The following is a 16633-nucleotide window of genomic DNA, read 5'->3' as shown; positions in this document are numbered from 1 at the left end:
AAGCATCTCATCATTAAAACCCCAATAACAAAAACACCTGTCATGCAGAGCAAAGCGAAGCATCTCAACAAAAGATACTGAATCACGAAACATACTGTCATGCAGAACGAAGAGCAACGAAGTGAAGCATCTCATCAATCTACCCAAATTAAAACAATCACAATTTTTTCATAAATTAAAGACATGAAAACAAAAGGGAATCATAACTACTATGTTTACATCGTAACCAATAAAAACAAAACCGTGTTATACACAGGTGTAACTGGAAACTTAAAAGAGCGTTTATATATTCACAACAATCCAAATCCCTGTTCTAAAGCATTCACAGCAAAATATAATTGTGTATTCTTAGTCTATTACGAACATTTTTCCTGTATTGAAACAGCTATTAAAAGAGAAAAACAAATTAAAGGATATAGCCGAATGAAAAAAGACAAACTAATCTCAGCATTTAATCCTAATTGGCACTTTTTAAATGACATGATCTAGTAGAAAGATAAACTCATACAATCATTAATATTCTACCATTAAAAACGAAACAAAACACCTCTGCAATATAATACCTGTCATGCTGATTAAAGCGAAGCATCTCATCATTTGAACCACAATCACCAATCCCAATTGTCATGCAGAGCAAGGCAACGAAGCGAAGTATCTCATCATTAAAACCCCAATAATGAAATGTACTGTCATGCAGAACGCAGTGAAGCATCTCACTAATTGAAACTATATAAAAATTACCGTAAATGAGATTCCTCCTTAGGTCGGAATGACATTGAACACAAAATCATGAAACAAACTGTCATGCAGAGCGAAGAGCAACGAAGCGAAGCATCTCATCATTAAAACCCCAATACATGAAACGTACTGTCATGCAGAGCAAGGTACGCAGCGAAGTATCTCACAAATAGAACCCAAAATAAAACATATCTAGAATAAGATTCCTCCTTAGGTCGGAATGACAATAAAACCTCCAATTCATGAAATCACCTGTCATGCAGAACGTAGCGAAGCATCTCATAATAGAACCCTAAAACAACAAACCTACCTGTCATGCAGAGCGAAGAGCAACGAAGCGAAGCATCTCTCGAATACAAACCCAATCACTATTCCCTCACTCTAAACCGTATCAATAAATTTCTTCTCCGTACTATTAAACACGATAAGTCCTAAGAGAAACACCAAGACACTCACAATCCCAATATACAGTAATTGAGACACAGAAATCTCTCCAACCCCTAATGTAATATGACGAAAGGCCTCGATTACGATGGTCATCGGATTATAAGCCACAAGCCAAGACACACTTGGCAACTTTTCTTCAAAAAAGGACAACGGATACATCACCGCCGAGCCATACATTAACAATTGCACACCGAAAGTGACTAAAAAGGTTAAATCGCGGTACTTAGTAGTCATCGAGGAAATAAGCATCCCAAAGCCTAACCCTAAGAGTCCCATAATAAGAACCAGCACTGGTAATAGTAGTAAACTGATTTCCGGACGCGCCGCATAAGCTGAATTAGTAAAACCAGCATAGTAGACATAAAATCCTATAAACACGAGTATTTGTATCGCAAACTTCACCAAATTAGAGACGACTATAGACATGGGAATAATCACTCTTGGGAAATACACTTTCCCAAATATCGCTTGGTTTTTAGTAAACGTATCACTCGTTCCCGTAAGGCATTCTTTAAAATAATTCCATGCTGTAATCCCTGCCAAGTTAAACAAAAAAGCAGGCACACCAGGCTTTACCGGAATGGCTGCCAGATTATTAAAGATAACCGTAAAGATTATAGAAGTAAATAAAGGCTGTATAAAATACCACAACGGACCAAGGATGGTTTGCTTATATACGGTAACGATATCTCGCTTTACGAATAAGAACAACAAATCCTTATACCTCCATATTTCCTTAAAGTTAAGATCGATTAATTTACGCTTCGGAGAGATGGTATATAACCACGGAAGATCGGTTGGGTTTGATGAATTCAAGGTACTGATTTTAGTTGCGCTAATATAACAAATCGGTTTTAATCCCGAAATGTTTTTTATTAGAGCTTATAGAAGCAACTCAAACATCCACAATACAAACAACCTCACTCTCCAGCAGACCGTAGCAAAACATCTCATCCTTCACTATTCACTAATCAGTACTGTCATACAGAGCGAAGAGCAACGAAGCGAAGCATCTCATCATTAAAACTAAATTAACAATTCACAACTCACCATTCACCACCTGTCATACAGAGCGAAGAGCAACGAAGCGAAGTATCTTATCTTTAAAACTAAATTAACAATTCACCTCTCACCATTCACCACCTGTCATACAGAGCAAAGCGAAGCATCTCACAAATAACCCCCTATCAAAACACATCTTGAATGAGATTCCTCCTACCGTCGGAATGACAAAAAACCTCCAATGACAAATCTATCTGTCATGCAGAGCAAGGCACGAAGCGAAGTACCTCATCATTATAACTAAATTAACAATTCACCACTCACCAACTGTCATGCAGAGCAAAGCGAAGCATCTCACAAATACCCCCCAACAAAACACATCTAAAATGAGATTCCTCCCTCCGTCGGAATGACAAAAAAACCTCCAATCACTAATCAGTACTGTCATGCAGAGCGAAGAGCAACGAAGCGAAGCATCTCATCATTAAAACTAAATTAACAATTCACAACTCCCCCTTCACCTCTCACTTCTCACTTCTCATTATTCACCCTTCACCCTTCACCATCAACCAAAACCAGTTCATAAAATAACACCCACTTAACACCTCAGCGACATTAAAAACTGTATTTTTGAGGCTTCAAAAAAAATGCACTATGGAATTATCTCAAGTAAAACTCGTGGTTACCGATATGGATGGAACCTTACTCAATTCTAAAGGGGAAGTGAGCCCACAGTTCTACACATTATTTCGTCAACTTCAAGACCATAACATCCAATTTATTGCGGCTAGCGGCCGTCAGTATTTCAGTATTATTGAAAAGTTAGATGCTATAAAAGATGAGATTACCATTATTGCTGAAAACGGAGGAATTACTAAGCGTGGCGACCAAGAGTTAGCCAAAATGACACTATCTAAAGACAAGATTAATAGCATTCTTCCGCTATTGAGAACTATAGAAGACACCTTTATTGTACTATGCGGTAAAACGAAAGCCTATATAGAAACCGATAACATTCATTTCCCTAAATTATTAAGTGAATATTACACCGAGTTTAATACGGTAGACGATCTGACTAAAGTCACAGACGATGAGTTTCTAAAACTGGCTATCTATCATATAGAAGATTCTGAAGCTAATATTTATCCAAAAATAAAGCATTTAGAAGATGAGTTTAAAATTAAAGTGTCCGGGCAGAATTGGTTAGACATTTCGCACCATGATGCCAATAAAGGCTTTGCTTTAAAACTCGTACAAGATGAGTTTGGTATTTCTGAAGATGAAACCATGGTTTTTGGTGACTATAACAATGATTTAGAAATGCTTGAGCGTGCGTATTTTAGCTATGCCATGGCCAATGCACATCCGAATGTAAAACATACAGCGCGTTTTGAAACCTCTAGTAATGATGCCCTTGGCGTTGAAACTGTGTTAGAGCAACTGATTGCTGCAAAAGCGGCTAAGTAATCCCAATAGCAGACTTTTAAAAGCATTCTAACTTGTTGAAGCCTCTTAATATTTTTTAAGCACCAATGGCTGTTAAGACCAACTGTCTGGATCCGCCATAATCTCGGTGCTCACAGAGGTAAATGCCTTGCCATGTTCCTAAATTAAGCCGACCATTAGTAATAGGAATTAGAACACTCGCTCCCATTAAAGACGATTTTATATGTGCAGGCATATCGTCTGCCCCTTCATAGGTATGAATATAATACGGTTGATTCTCAGGCACCATAATATTCATATGACTTTCAAAATCGACACGTACGGAAGGATCTGCATTTTCATTGATGGTTAAACTCGCTGAAGTATGTTTAATAAATACCTGTAACAATCCTGCATGTATAGTTCTCAATTCAGGGAATGCTTTGAGGATATCTTCTGTGATAATATGAAACCCACGTTTATATGGTTTTAAAGTAATCTCTTTTTGATGGACCATAAATAAGCTTTTGAATTAAAGGTACAAAGGAAACATTTATATCTCAAATGTAACAAATCACTTAATCATTAATAATCAAATGTCATTACGCCCAAAAGAGAAATCTAAAACACCTAAAACTCATCAACAACTATTCACTAATCACCTCTCACTACTCCCAATTCACCTCTCACCACTCACCCAAATTGTCATTCCGACCTAAGGAGGAATCTAATCAACGTAAACAACAATCAAAAACTATTTACTAATCACCTCTCACTACTCCCAATTCACCCAAATTGTCATTCCGACCTAAGGAGGAATCTAATCAACGTAAACAACAATCAAAAACTATTCACTAATCACCTCTCACTACTCCCAATTCACCCAAATTGTCATTCCGACAAAGGAGGAATCTAAAACACCGAAACAACAATCAACAACTATTCATTAAAAAACTTATCACTACTCACGATTCACCTCTCACCACTTACCAATCCACAAAAGAAAAAGATGTTCATTTTTTCCATTAATGAAAAAACGAACCAAAAAAATCTAGGCTTACGACACTGTAACTAAATGTTATGTTTCAGCTCTAAATTTTAAGAACTCGCTTGTAAAACTTAAGAATTATTATGATTTCGATGTAAAGTAGATAGTGAGGTCGAGCAACATATTCTTGCTCAAACAGCTTAAAATTTTACGAGCTGTGCACTGTACATTTTAAGTTACATTCTCGATAGGCCAAAGTTTTCACAATTTTAAATAAACAATTCTCGAATCACTTCTCACGAATAAAAAACAAATGTCATTCCGACAAAGGAGGAATCTAATCAACCTAAACAACAATCAAAAACTACTCCCAATTCACTAAACCCCTTTCACTAAAAAACCTCTCATTAATCACGATTCACCACTCACCCAAATTGTCATTCCGACAAAGGAGGAATCTAATCAACGCAAACAACAATCAAAAACTATTCACAATTCACTAAAAAACTTCTGACCACTCACTACTCACCATTCACCTCTCACCAATAACCAATCAAGTCTTCTGTTTCTTCTTCTTAGCAGCAGGAAACAACACATTATTTAAAATTAACCGATACCCTGGAGAAGTCGGATGTAATTCCAGTTCCGTTTTAGGATCGCCTACCTTATGCGTGTAATCTTCAGGGTCGTGACCGCCGTAGAATGTAAAAAAACCTTTCCCTTTAATTCCGTGAATATACTTCGCTTCACCATTAGTTTTGTTTTCCCCGAGCACCAATACATTAGACTTGATCTCGTCGCGTGTAAACGAAGTCGTTTGCCCCATAAACCCTTTCACCAAAGCCGTATGATTCTGACATAACATAGTAGGCACAGGATCCCATTTGGCAGAAAAATCCATCAAGCTAAAATAATCAGCATCTTTAAAAATACGTCGTTTAGTGGTCATATCAATAGATGAAAACTCATAGACCTTAGGATCGCGTTCTAGAATATAATCGGTAAAAGCAAATGTCTTATTGTAATCGATCTGCTTCTGATAGCCAGGATCACTCGCATCGCCATCAAACATGGCTTCACAAATATCTATCCCTTCTGCAGATAATGCAATATCAAAAGAATCTGTTGCGCTACACATGGCAAACATAAAACCACCACCAACAACATAATCTCTAATTTTTAAAGCTACTGCCAGTTTCTCATCAGACACTTTATTGTATCCCAATCGTGTAGCTAAAGCTTCGGCTTCTTTCTTATCTTCAATATACCAAGCAGCTGTTCTAAAACTATTATAGAATTTTCCGAATTGTCCTGTAAAATCTTCGTGGTGTAAATGCAACCAATCGTATAACAACAAATTATCATTTAAAACATCTTCATCGTACACTGTGGTATACGGAATTTCAGCATAGGTTAACACCATAGTCACAGCATCATCCCAAGGTAATTTTCCTTTGGGCGTATACACAGCTATTTTAGGTGCTTTTTCTAGAACTACAGCCTCCATATTCTGACTCGGACTATCAATTAGTTCTAGAATACTTTCAGCTTTATCACTAGATATGACTTCAAAAGACACCCCTCGAATCTGACATTCCCTTTGAATAGCATCGGTATCCGGTACTAAAAAAGAGCCTCCACGATAATTCAGCAGCCATTTTACTTTTAATTGCTTATCGAGCGCCCAATAGGTCATGCCGTATGCTTTTAGATGATTTTTCTGTCCGTCCGCATCCATAGGAATCAAGATATAAGATGCAAAGGATTTAACTGAAAGACATAAAAATAAGAGTAAGAATAAGACGCGTTTCAAAATCATTATAGGTAAAAAATTGAAGTTGAAAGATACTTAATTTTTGATGCCTTTGAATATACTTTATAAAAAGATTAGCTGTTAATTTTTTCAATCTAGAGAAAACAGAATTCCAAAACCTTGTCTGAAATGCTACAGAAAACAGAGTTTCAACTAGTCCTTTTAAATGTTATCTTATGACAAAAACTAAAATGCAAGGTTACCCTAAATAACGCATGAGTATAAAAAAACCATGATCTGTATTAACTACTAATCATGGTTTATATTATGTTATTGTATAAACTAATTAAAACGGCACGTCGTTATCATCGTCTTCATTCATAGCACTCCCAAACGCATCTGTTGGTGTTGGAAAACTATTACCAGAAGCAAATCCAGAAGCATCATCATTAGGATTGGTATTCATCTTACTATGGAACTCGTAAGGCGAATCAAAATCATCTAAGTTATCGAACTTACCTAAGTGACCTAAGAACTTCAATCGGATATTCTCTAATCCACCATTCCTGTGTTTAGCAATAATAAATTCGGCTTGACCTTCTGTTGGCGAGCGTTCATCATCATCCCATTCTTCAATTTTATAATATTCTGGACGGTAAATAAACGATACAATATCGGCATCCTGCTCAATCGCACCAGATTCACGTAAATCGGATAGTAACGGACGTTTAGATCCACCACGCGTTTCCACCGCACGCGATAACTGAGATAGTGCAATTACAGGCACCATTAATTCTTTTGCTAAAGCTTTAAGGTTTCGAGAAATCATCGAGATCTCTTGTTCACGGTTTCCACCATGGCTTGGTCCACCTGTCATTAACTGCAGGTAGTCAATCATGATTAATTTAATACCGTGTTGCGACGATAAACGTCTGGCTTTTGCACGTAAATCGAATATAGAAAGCGAGGGTGTATCGTCAATAAACAGTGGTGCTTTTTCTAGACCTTTTACTTTAACGTTTAGTTGCTCCCACTCGTGTTTCTCTAATTTTCCTGTTCTTAATTTTTCTGAAGACAAACCAGTTTCAGAAGATATTAAACGCATAATTAACTGTACAGATGCCATCTCCAGAGAGAAAAAGGCAACGGGTATGTTTTGATCTACAGCAATATTACGAGCCATAGATAAGGTTAATGCAGTTTTACCCATACCTGGACGAGCGGCTACAATAATTAAATCTGAAGGTTGCCATCCCGATGTTAATTTATCTAGCTTATCGAATCCGGTAGGAATACCACTTAATCCTTCTTTATTCGAGATTTCTTCAATCTTTTTCTTGGCTTGAATAACCAATTCTTGCGCCGTTTCACTCGACTTCTTAATGTTCCCTTGGGTGACCTCGTATAACTTGGTTTCGGCAGCATCTAATAAATCGAAAACATCTTTCGTTTCATCGTAAGCATCTTCAATAATTTCAGAAGAAATTTTAATCAAACTACGTTGAATAAATTTCTGTAATATGATACGTGCGTGAAACTCAATATGGGCCGAAGAAGACACCTTTTGAGTTAAAGAAATCAGGTAGAAATCGCCTCCTGCTAAATCTAGCTTAGCACTTTTCTTTAACTGACTAGAAACCGTTAATAAGTCAATAGGTTCACTATTCTCAAACAACTGAAATATAGCTTCAAAAATATGTTTATGCGATTCTTTATAGAATGCATCGGCACTTAAAATATCGATGACCTCATCGACACCTTTTTTATCAATCATCATAGCACCTAACACAACCTCTTCTAAATCAGTAGCTTGTGGCGGAATTTTTCCGCGTTCTAAGTTTATTAAAGTGCTTTTATCGACCTTGTAGCCTTGTAATTGATTCGGTTGCTTCATAACTGCGAAAGTAACTAAATTGGCGCTATTAACACATGATTTTTAACGGTTGATGTTAACGATTATTGAACATTCTAACTGTTAATAACTTACAAATTTTGTTAATAACCATAAAAAAATCTGAAGCTAGACCACTTCAGATTTGTAACATTTGGGTAGTGAAAGAGTTAGTCTTTAAACACTCCCATATTTTCATATTTTGTCATACGCTTTTTCACTAAATCTTTTGGTGATAAGTTTTTAAGTTCATCGAAAGATTTAATAATAGCATCTCTAACTATAGAGAACGTTTGTTGGCGATCTGTATGTGCACCACCAATTGGTTCCTTAACAATCTCGTCTACCAACTTTTGTTTCTTCATATCTGTAGCTGTAAGCTTTAAAGCATCAGCAGCTTGTTCTTTATATTCCCAGCTACGCCATAAAATTGAAGAACAAGATTCTGGAGAAATCACAGAATACCACGTATTTTCTAACATTAACACACGGTCTCCAACACCAATGCCTAATGCTCCTCCAGAAGCACCTTCACCAATAATAATGGTAATAATAGGTACTTTTAAACGAGTCATTTCTAAAATATTTCTTGCAATGGCTTCTCCTTGTCCGCGTTCTTCTGCTTCTAAACCAGGGTAAGCACCAGGAGTATCTATTAAAGTAACAACAGGAATTCCAAATTTTTCTGCAGACTTCATTAAGCGTAATGCTTTACGATAGCCTTCTGGATTTGGCATCCCGAAATTTCTAAACTGTCTTGTTTTGGTATTAAATCCTTTTTGTTGTCCGATAAACATAAAGCTTTGGTCGCCTATTTTACCTAAACCACCAATCATGGCTTTATCGTCTTTCACATTTCTATCGCCATGCATCTCTAAGAAAGTTTCACCACAAAGCGCCTTAATATAATCTAAAGTATAAGGTCTATCTGGGTGTCTAGACATCATGACACGTTGCCAAGGCGTTAAATTCTTATATATTTCTTTCTTAGTCTCGATAAGCTTCTTCTCGATTTGCTTACAGGTCTCTGATACGTCAACATCACTTTCTTTACCTATAATTTCGCATTTATCTAATTGCTCTTCAAGCTCTTTAATAGGAAGTTCAAATTCTAAATATTCCATACCAATGAAGGTTTTGTTTTTTAGTTAGCCTACAAATATAAAAACTTTAGCGTTGATATTTTGTTAAGACCGTTTTCTTTTTAGTGCTTTCCAATTTTTAAGGATGCCATTAAGCACCACTGCACCTAAAATAATACAGGCTCCGAAGTAAAAATTAGTCGACATTTTTTCTGTTTCTGGGAATAATATTATCGCTAAAATAATACCATAAATAGGTTCTAAATTAAAGCTAAGCATTACCGTATATGGACTGACATGTTCCATGATTTTTACGGATGCAATAAATGCATAAGCAGTACATACTGAGGCTAGAATAAACAAATACCACAAATCTGAAGTGCTTACACTAAAAAATTCTGCATTAAATCCTGTTCCAAATAAGGCTATAAATAAGGTGATGAATAATACCCCACTAATAAACTCGTATATTGAAATAACAGACGGTCTGTGTTCTTTCACAAATTTTCCGTTCAGCACCGCAAATAAAGCGGATAAAAAAGCTGAAATAATTCCTAAAATGATACCATTTATATACTGAAGTTCACTCTGCGTAATCATAATAACACCTAAAACAACCACCAAACCGAATACCATTTCGTATTTAATAATTTTTCGCTTATGTATGATTGGCTCTAAAATAGATGCAAAAAAAGCACCAGAAGATACCATAGATAAGGTAATCGAAATATTAGAAACCTTTATCGCTCCAAAAAAAGTAATCCAGTGTAGTGCTATAATGATTCCTGCAAACGAAAACCTTGCTATTGTTTTTGGAGACACCTTTATAGGAATCTTTTTAAAACGAATATACGCATACATTAACCCTGTAGCCATGAGCATACGAAACCAAACTAATGGAATGGCATCTATGGTGATTAATTCTCCTAAAATTGCTGTAAATCCTGCAATAAACACCAACAGGTGCATATGCAAATAATTGAGTAATTTAACGTCTCGCATGGTACAATAGATAGGCAGCTAGTACCCCAAAAATAATATTTGGAAACCATACGGCTACCAATGGTGAGAAATCTGACTGCTCTGCCATAACACCAAATATTTTATCGAAAAAGACAAATACCATGGCTATACTTACACCAAAGGCAAGGTTAACTCCCATACCACCACGACGTTTTTTAGACGACACAGCTACGGCAATAATAGTTAATATATATACAGAAACGGGTAAACTCCACTTTCTGTATTTTACAAGCTCGTAGCGCCCAATACTAGACGACCCTCTTTCCTTTTCTTTTTCTATAAACTGATTTAAATCACTATACGTTAACGTTTCGGCTATATATTCTAAAGGTGTTAAATCTTCCAAATCGAAACTAAAAATAGTGTCTTTACGGCGTTGTGTTATAAATTCGTCGTTGTTTTCTCCAATAATACGTTTTACATAGTCTACCATACGGTACACCGAGTCTTTTTCAATATAACGAATGTTACGAGCACTCATTTTATATACCATCTTATTATCTACAACATGTTCTAAAGTAAAGTTTTGTCCCATTCTCTTTTTGGCATCAAAACTACTTACATAGATAAAATCGTGATCGTTAATTTGTCGGTACACACTCCCGGTCTCTACCGCTTTCTTATTATTTTTAAAGTATTTATAATCAAAATCATTAAAACCTTTACTAGCTTCTGGCGCAAGGTACATTCCTAAAATTAAGGCTAAAATAGCTACTACCGTAGCACCAATCATATACGGTCTTAAAAACCTTGAAAAGGACACTCCAGAACTTAAAAAAGCAATAACCTCTGTATTATTTGCCAATTTAGAGGTGAAGAATATAACAGATAAAAATAAAAATAATGGAAATAAAAGGTGTGCAAAATACACGGTAAAATCTAAATAGAATAATACGACTTCGCCAAAAGGCACTTCTTTTTCTAAAATTTTACCAATTTTTTCGGCTAAATTCACGGTAATCCCAATAGGAATGAATAGCAACAACATCATTAAAAATGTGAGCAAATACCGTTTTAATATGTACCAATCTAATATTTTCAATACTATAATCTATTATCCATTTGTTTAACCATCATATCTTTCCAAACTCTAAAGTCTCCGGCTAAGATATGTTTTCTCGCTTCACGAACCAACCATAGGTAAAAACCTAAGTTATGTATGGTTGCAATTTGCTTTCCTAATAATTCATTCACAGAAAACAAATGCTTTAAATACGCTTTAGAATATTCTGTATCTACAAAAGTGATGCCCATCTCGTCGATAGGAGAAAAATCGTCTTCCCACTTTTTATTTTTAATATTAATAGATCCGTATGCTGTAAACAACATTCCGTTTCTAGCATTTCGTGTTGGCATTACACAGTCAAACATATCGACTCCAAGTGCAATATTTTCTAATATATTAATAGGTGTACCCACTCCCATTAAATAACGAGGTTTATCCCATGGTAAGATATCCGTTACCACTTCTGTCATAGCGTACATTTCTTCTGCAGGTTCCCCAACAGATAAACCACCAATGGCATTACCTTCTGCACCTACGCTAGCAATATATTCTGCAGATTGCTTACGTAAATCTTTATACGTACTCCCTTGTACAATAGGAAAGAATGTTTGGGCATAATCGTATGTATAAGGTGTTTTATCTAAATGCGTTAAACAACGTTCTAACCAGCGATGCGTCATATGCATAGAACGTCTCGCATAGTTATAATCGCAAGGGTAAGGCGTACATTCATCGAATGCCATAATAATATCGGCACCAATACTACGCTGAATTTCCATTACATTTTCTGGAGTAAACACGTGGTAACTTCCATCTATATGCGATTTAAACTTTACCCCTTCTTCTTTTATCTTTCTGTTTGAAGACAATGAATACACTTGATACCCTCCAGAATCGGTTAAAATGTTACGGTCCCAGTTTATAAATTTATGTAAACCACCTGCTTTTTCAAGGATTTTAGTTTTCGGACGCAAGTATAAATGATAGGTATTTCCAAGAATAATATCTGGATTTATATCATCTTTAAGTTCACGCTGGTGTACACCTTTTACAGACCCAACGGTCCCTACGGGCATAAAAATAGGTGTTTCAATTTTACCGTGATCTGTAGTTATTACTCCAGCTCTGGCTTTACTTTGCAGGTCTTGTGCTTTTAAGTCAAATGTCATGTTCAAAAAATCAATCAGTTGGCAAAGATAATTAACTCGCTGTGATATGTATTGGTATTTAAAAAAAATTAAGAATCAATAGTTAACTCATCTGCTTTAAGTGTTCAATTTGAGCCTAGTTATTATTAAAATTTTAAAAAAACGCATCACATTTTGAATAATAACAGTATTTACGTAAACCTTTAAGTAAATTAGCAAAATATTAATTTGTTAAACAGACATAAAGGGTTATTTTTGAGCCTTTAAAAATCAAGTTATAAAACATGGCTAACACAAAAGAATTACAAGATTTAACGACTCAGGTTCGTAGAGATATTCTACGCATGGTACACAAAGTAAACTCTGGTCACCCAGGAGGTTCTTTAGGATGCGCAGAATTTTTAGTTGCCCTATACAATGAGATCATGGACCGCAAAGACGGCTTTGATATGGATGGTTTAAACGAAGATGTATTCTTCTTATCTAACGGACACATTTCTCCTGTATTTTACAGTGTACTTGCACATGCCGGATATTTTCCAGTTGAAGAATTAAATACCTTTAGATTAATTGATTCTAGATTACAAGGACACCCAACAACTCACGAAGGTTTACCTGGAGTACGTATTGCATCTGGTTCTTTAGGCCAAGGTTTATCTGTAGCGCTAGGTGCTGCACAAGCTAAAAAATTAAACAACGATACAAGTTTAGTATATACCCTTCATGGTGATGGTGAATTACAAGAAGGTCAAAACTGGGAAGCTATTATGTATGCCTCTGCTAAAAAGGTAGACAACTTAATTGCAACTATCGATTTAAACGGTCAGCAAATAGACGGTTCTACAGATACAGTGTTACCAATGGGAAGCATTAAAGCTAAATTTGAAGCTTTTGGTTGGGATGTTTTAGAAGTTAACGAAGGAAACGATATAGACGCTATATTAAAAGGTATGGCAGAAGCTAAAGCTTTAACAGGAAAAGGAAAACCTGTTTGTGTGTTATTAAAAACAGTTATGGGACATGGAGTAGACTTTATGATGTACACCCACGCATGGCACGGAAAAGCACCTAACGACGAGCAACTTGCAAATGCATTAGGACAAAACCCAGAAACTTTAGGCGACTACTAATCCTCACAATCAAAAAGACAATGAAAACATATACATATACAGAGAAAAAAGATACAAGAAGCGGATTTGGAGCTGGATTAGCAGAGCTTGGAAGAACAAACCCTAATGTAGTTGCCTTATGTGCCGACTTAATTGGATCTTTAAAAATGGACGAATTCATTAAAGAAAATCCAGAACGTTTTTTCCAAATTGGTATTGCAGAAGCAAACATGATGGGAATCGCAGCGGGGTTAACTATTGGTGGTAAAATTCCATTTACAGGTACTTTTGCTAACTTTTCTACAGGTCGTGTGTACGATCAAATTCGTCAATCTATTGCTTATTCAGATAAGAATGTAAAAATATGTGCATCGCATGCGGGTTTAACTTTAGGTGAAGATGGTGCAACACACCAAATCCTTGAAGATATCGGGTTAATGAAAATGTTACCAGGTATGACGGTTATTAATCCTTGCGATTACAACCAAACTAAAGCAGCTACAATTGCAATTGCAGAACACCACGGACCAGTATATCTTCGTTTTGGAAGACCATCTGTGCCCATTTTTACGCCTGCAGACCAGAAATTTGAAATCGGAAAAGCCATCAACTTTACAGAAGGTACAGATGTGACTATAGTAGCTACCGGACATTTAGTATGGGAAGCACTAGAAGCTTCTAAAACTTTAAATGAAAAAGGCATTTCTGCCGAAGTTATAAACATTCACACTATTAAACCATTAGATGCCAAAGCTATTTTAGATTCTGTTGCAAAAACAGGATGTATTGTTACTGCTGAAGAACATAATGTTATTGGTGGTTTAGGAGAAAGCGTTGCCCGTGTATTAGCAACACACAACCCAACACCTCAAGAATTTGTGGGTACAAATGATACTTTTGGAGAATCTGGAACACCAGCACAATTAATGGATAAGTACGGTTTAAACGCTGAAGCTATTGTTAAGGCTTGCGAAACGGTGATTAAAAGAAAATAAATGTAGTAGATTCGCGTTTAATGTAAAAACACATTAAAACGACATCTATGAAAAAGATAATCCTAATGCTAAGTGTTGTTGTTGGAGCGTTACAGCTTACATCGGCACAATCAGGTTCAGGTTATGGTATTAAAGGCGGATTAAATTATAGTTCTAACGGGAACTTTATTTCGTCCAGCTCCAATATAAAACACTCAGACAGAAACATTGGTTTCCATCTGGGTGTTTTTGCTAAATTTGGTAGCAGATTGTACTTTAAACCAGAATTAATGTACACCAGCACCAGTAGTGAGTACAACCGTAACGAATTTAAAATTCAGAAAATTGATTTACCCGCTTTAGTAGGAATCCGTTTAATTGGTCCTTTAAGTGCATTTGTTGGCCCATCTTTTCAATATATAATCGATTCTAAATATGATGACATTGATTATGACAACATTGAAGAAGATATTAGTATGGGATTACAATTTGGTTTCGCATTAAACATTCGAAACATTGGTCTGGATTTAAGATACGAACGTGGTTTTAATTCTAATGAAGCTGAATTTCTTACAGACAACAATGCTAATCTTGTCACAATAGATTCTAGACCAGATCAACTTGTCCTGAGTTTATCTATTAGAATGTAAAAAACACATGGCTTTTCACGATAATAATAATATATCTATTAACTGCTAATACTATCATTTATACAATTAAGCATCAATTAATCGTTAAGACTCTTTAAACAACGATAAAAAGAAAATAATTTTAGTAGTTTCGTTTTTTAAAACCTCCCTATTTACAAAACTATGACAAAATTAATAGTCCTACTATTTGGTATTCTTTGCACTATACACGTTTCATCGGCACAGTCAGGTACTGGTTTCGGTTTAAAAGGTGGTTTGAATTATAGTTCTAACGGCAGTTACGAATCTTTAGGTAAATACATAGAACACCCAGATCATAACGCGGGTTTTCATTTGGGTGTTTTTGGTAAGTTTGGAAGCTTAATTTACCTTAAAACAGAAGTTATCTACACCCAAACTAGTAGTACATACGATCAAGATACCTTTAGCGTTAAGAAAGTAGATACTCCTGCATTAATTGGTGTACAGATAATTGGTCCATTTAGCATATTTGCCGGACCAACACTTCAATATATTATAGACACAAAACTAGATAACATTAGCGCAGAAGATCGCAGTGAAGATATTACCACAGGTCTTAATTTTGGAATTGCCTTTAACTTTAGCCGTATTGGAATTGATTTAAGATACGAACGCGGACTCGAAGACTACGAATTACTATACCTTACCAATAGCGGTTTAGATGTCGTGACCATTAATTCTAGACCCGAGCAACTTATTTTAAGTGTCTCTCTAAAACTTTAATCGACTTCCTAATATAGATCTATTTGAATGTATAGTTCCTTTTTATAGACAACATAATTTATTAAGGTTTACAACTGTTTATGAATACTACAATAAAATAGTTAAAGAGCGTGTTGTTAATTTCAATATTGCTTATTTTTGATATTTAAGACACGTAGGTAACATGTATACTACCTTATTATAAAACGACGATTTTTACAATTAAAGAATGCGAATAGATAAATATTTATGGTGTGTGCGCTATTACAAAACAAGAAGTATTGCAACCACGGCATGTAAGAAGGGACATATTAAAGTAAACGGCGCTGTTGTTAAACCCAGTCGTGATGTCTATCCTCAAGATAAAATTGAAGTCAGAAAAGATCAAATAAATTATAGTTTAAAAGTCAACGATTTACCTCCAAATCGGGTTGGTGCTAAATTGGTAGATATTTATCGTGTAGATACAACTCCAAAAGAAGCCTTTGAAGCTCAAGAGCTTTTAAAATACGCAAAAGATTATTATCGTAAAAAAGGAACCGGTAGACCGACTAAAAAAGATCGTAGAGATATAGACGATTATCAAGACGATCAAGATGAAAATCCACTTAAAGAAAACTTATAAAACGTCAAGATTCTACACTTTATAATAATGCTAAAATAATAACGGGATA

Annotated in this window: 15 protein-coding genes; 7 read left to right on the top strand and 8 right to left on the bottom strand. The window is 35.6% G+C overall.

Annotation, left to right across the window (positions count from 1 at the left end):
- Window positions 1-183 precede the first annotated feature (183 nt).
- Window positions 184-489, top strand: coding sequence for a GIY-YIG nuclease family protein (locus AST99_RS17880; RefSeq protein ID WP_057784145.1), 306 nt, complete (start codon window positions 184-186; stop codon window positions 487-489).
- Window positions 490-1119: 630 nt separating this feature from the next.
- Here the strand turns inward: AST99_RS17880 and AST99_RS17875 are convergent.
- Entirely contained in the window at window positions 1120-2001 is an 882-nt protein-coding gene (locus AST99_RS17875) for an ABC transporter permease (protein WP_057784143.1), read from the bottom strand.
- An 840-nt stretch (window positions 2002-2841) separates the two neighbouring features.
- On the opposite strand from AST99_RS17875, the gene AST99_RS17870 reads away from it, so the two are divergent.
- A complete protein-coding gene (locus tag AST99_RS17870) occupies window positions 2842-3654 on the top strand; it encodes an HAD family hydrolase (protein ID WP_057784141.1) in 813 nt (270 codons plus the stop codon).
- Window positions 3655-3709: 55 nt separating this feature from the next.
- Here AST99_RS17870 and AST99_RS17865 read toward each other — a convergent pair whose 3' ends face one another.
- From AST99_RS17865 to tgt, 7 genes are all read right to left on the bottom strand, one after another.
- On the bottom strand, window positions 3710-4129 hold the full coding sequence (locus AST99_RS17865) for a secondary thiamine-phosphate synthase enzyme YjbQ (protein WP_057784138.1): 420 nt from the start codon (window positions 4127-4129) through the stop codon (window positions 3710-3712).
- A gap of 1024 nt (window positions 4130-5153) precedes the next feature.
- Entirely contained in the window at window positions 5154-6338 is a 1185-nt protein-coding gene (locus tag AST99_RS17860; RefSeq protein WP_057784136.1) for a hypothetical protein, read from the bottom strand.
- Window positions 6339-6699: 361 nt separating this feature from the next.
- On the bottom strand, window positions 6700-8247 hold the full coding sequence (gene dnaB / locus AST99_RS17855) for a replicative DNA helicase (RefSeq protein ID WP_057784135.1): 1548 nt from the start codon (window positions 8245-8247) through the stop codon (window positions 6700-6702).
- Between the two features lie 167 nt (window positions 8248-8414).
- Window positions 8415-9368, bottom strand: a complete 954-nt coding sequence (locus tag AST99_RS17850) for an acetyl-CoA carboxylase carboxyltransferase subunit alpha (RefSeq protein WP_057784133.1) — start codon at window positions 9366-9368, stop codon at window positions 8415-8417.
- 63 nt (window positions 9369-9431) lie between these two features.
- A complete protein-coding gene (locus AST99_RS17845) occupies window positions 9432-10328 on the bottom strand; it encodes a DMT family transporter (RefSeq protein ID WP_057784131.1) in 897 nt (298 codons plus the stop codon).
- Window positions 10315-11391, bottom strand: coding sequence for an LptF/LptG family permease (locus tag AST99_RS17840; protein ID WP_083495728.1), 1077 nt, complete (start codon window positions 11389-11391; stop codon window positions 10315-10317). The genes AST99_RS17845 and AST99_RS17840 overlap by 14 nt, the downstream gene beginning before the upstream one ends.
- Before the next feature lie 2 nt (window positions 11392-11393).
- On the bottom strand, window positions 11394-12524 hold the full coding sequence (gene tgt, locus AST99_RS17835) for a tRNA guanosine(34) transglycosylase Tgt (protein ID WP_057784127.1): 1131 nt from the start codon (window positions 12522-12524) through the stop codon (window positions 11394-11396).
- Between the two features lie 263 nt (window positions 12525-12787).
- Here tgt and AST99_RS17830 point away from each other — a divergent pair, with 263 nt between their 5' ends.
- The 5 genes from AST99_RS17830 to AST99_RS17810 all read left to right on the top strand — a co-directional run bounded on the left by AST99_RS17830 (window position 12788) and on the right by AST99_RS17810 (window position 16584).
- Entirely contained in the window at window positions 12788-13633 is an 846-nt protein-coding gene (locus AST99_RS17830; RefSeq protein WP_057784125.1) for a transketolase, read from the top strand.
- A 20-nt stretch (window positions 13634-13653) separates the two neighbouring features.
- The gene (locus tag AST99_RS17825) at window positions 13654-14607 is read left to right on the top strand and encodes a transketolase family protein (RefSeq protein ID WP_057784123.1); all 954 of its coding nucleotides are present in this window, start codon (window positions 13654-13656) and stop codon (window positions 14605-14607) included.
- A gap of 47 nt (window positions 14608-14654) precedes the next feature.
- Window positions 14655-15236: a porin family protein gene (locus tag AST99_RS17820; RefSeq protein ID WP_057784121.1), complete on the top strand. Its 582-nt coding sequence runs from the start codon at window positions 14655-14657 to the stop codon at window positions 15234-15236.
- A gap of 162 nt (window positions 15237-15398) precedes the next feature.
- The gene (locus AST99_RS17815) at window positions 15399-15980 is read left to right on the top strand and encodes an outer membrane beta-barrel protein (protein ID WP_057784119.1); all 582 of its coding nucleotides are present in this window, start codon (window positions 15399-15401) and stop codon (window positions 15978-15980) included.
- A 208-nt stretch (window positions 15981-16188) separates the two neighbouring features.
- Entirely contained in the window at window positions 16189-16584 is a 396-nt protein-coding gene (locus tag AST99_RS17810) for an RNA-binding S4 domain-containing protein (RefSeq protein ID WP_057784117.1), read from the top strand.
- The last annotated feature ends 49 nt before the right edge of the window (window positions 16585-16633 follow it).

Origin of the sequence: Formosa algae, from assembly GCF_001439665.1 — a bacterium.
In the GTDB taxonomy this organism is placed as follows: Bacteria; Bacteroidota; Bacteroidia; order Flavobacteriales; family Flavobacteriaceae; genus Formosa; species Formosa algae.
This window is presented reverse-complemented; position numbering and strand designations above follow the sequence as displayed.

Coding starts and splice junctions, on each gene's coding strand:
- AST99_RS17880 (WP_057784145.1), top strand. CDS start 184: ATGAAAACAAAAGGGAATCATAACTACTATGTTTACATCGTAACCAAT.
- AST99_RS17870 (WP_057784141.1), top strand. CDS start 2,842: ATGGAATTATCTCAAGTAAAACTCGTGGTTACCGATATGGATGGAACC.
- AST99_RS17865 (WP_057784138.1), bottom strand. CDS start 4,129: ATGGTCCATCAAAAAGAGATTACTTTAAAACCATATAAACGTGGGTTT.
- AST99_RS17860 (WP_057784136.1), bottom strand. CDS start 6,338: ATGGATGCGGACGGACAGAAAAATCATCTAAAAGCATACGGCATGACC.
- dnaB (WP_057784135.1), bottom strand. CDS start 8,247: ATGAAGCAACCGAATCAATTACAAGGCTACAAGGTCGATAAAAGCACT.
- AST99_RS17850 (WP_057784133.1), bottom strand. CDS start 9,368: ATGGAATATTTAGAATTTGAACTTCCTATTAAAGAGCTTGAAGAGCAA.
- AST99_RS17845 (WP_057784131.1), bottom strand. CDS start 10,328: ATGCGAGACGTTAAATTACTCAATTATTTGCATATGCACCTGTTGGTG.
- tgt (WP_057784127.1), bottom strand. CDS start 12,524: ATGACATTTGACTTAAAAGCACAAGACCTGCAAAGTAAAGCCAGAGCT.
- AST99_RS17830 (WP_057784125.1), top strand. CDS start 12,788: ATGGCTAACACAAAAGAATTACAAGATTTAACGACTCAGGTTCGTAGA.
- AST99_RS17825 (WP_057784123.1), top strand. CDS start 13,654: ATGAAAACATATACATATACAGAGAAAAAAGATACAAGAAGCGGATTT.
- AST99_RS17820 (WP_057784121.1), top strand. CDS start 14,655: ATGAAAAAGATAATCCTAATGCTAAGTGTTGTTGTTGGAGCGTTACAG.
- AST99_RS17815 (WP_057784119.1), top strand. CDS start 15,399: ATGACAAAATTAATAGTCCTACTATTTGGTATTCTTTGCACTATACAC.
- AST99_RS17810 (WP_057784117.1), top strand. CDS start 16,189: ATGCGAATAGATAAATATTTATGGTGTGTGCGCTATTACAAAACAAGA.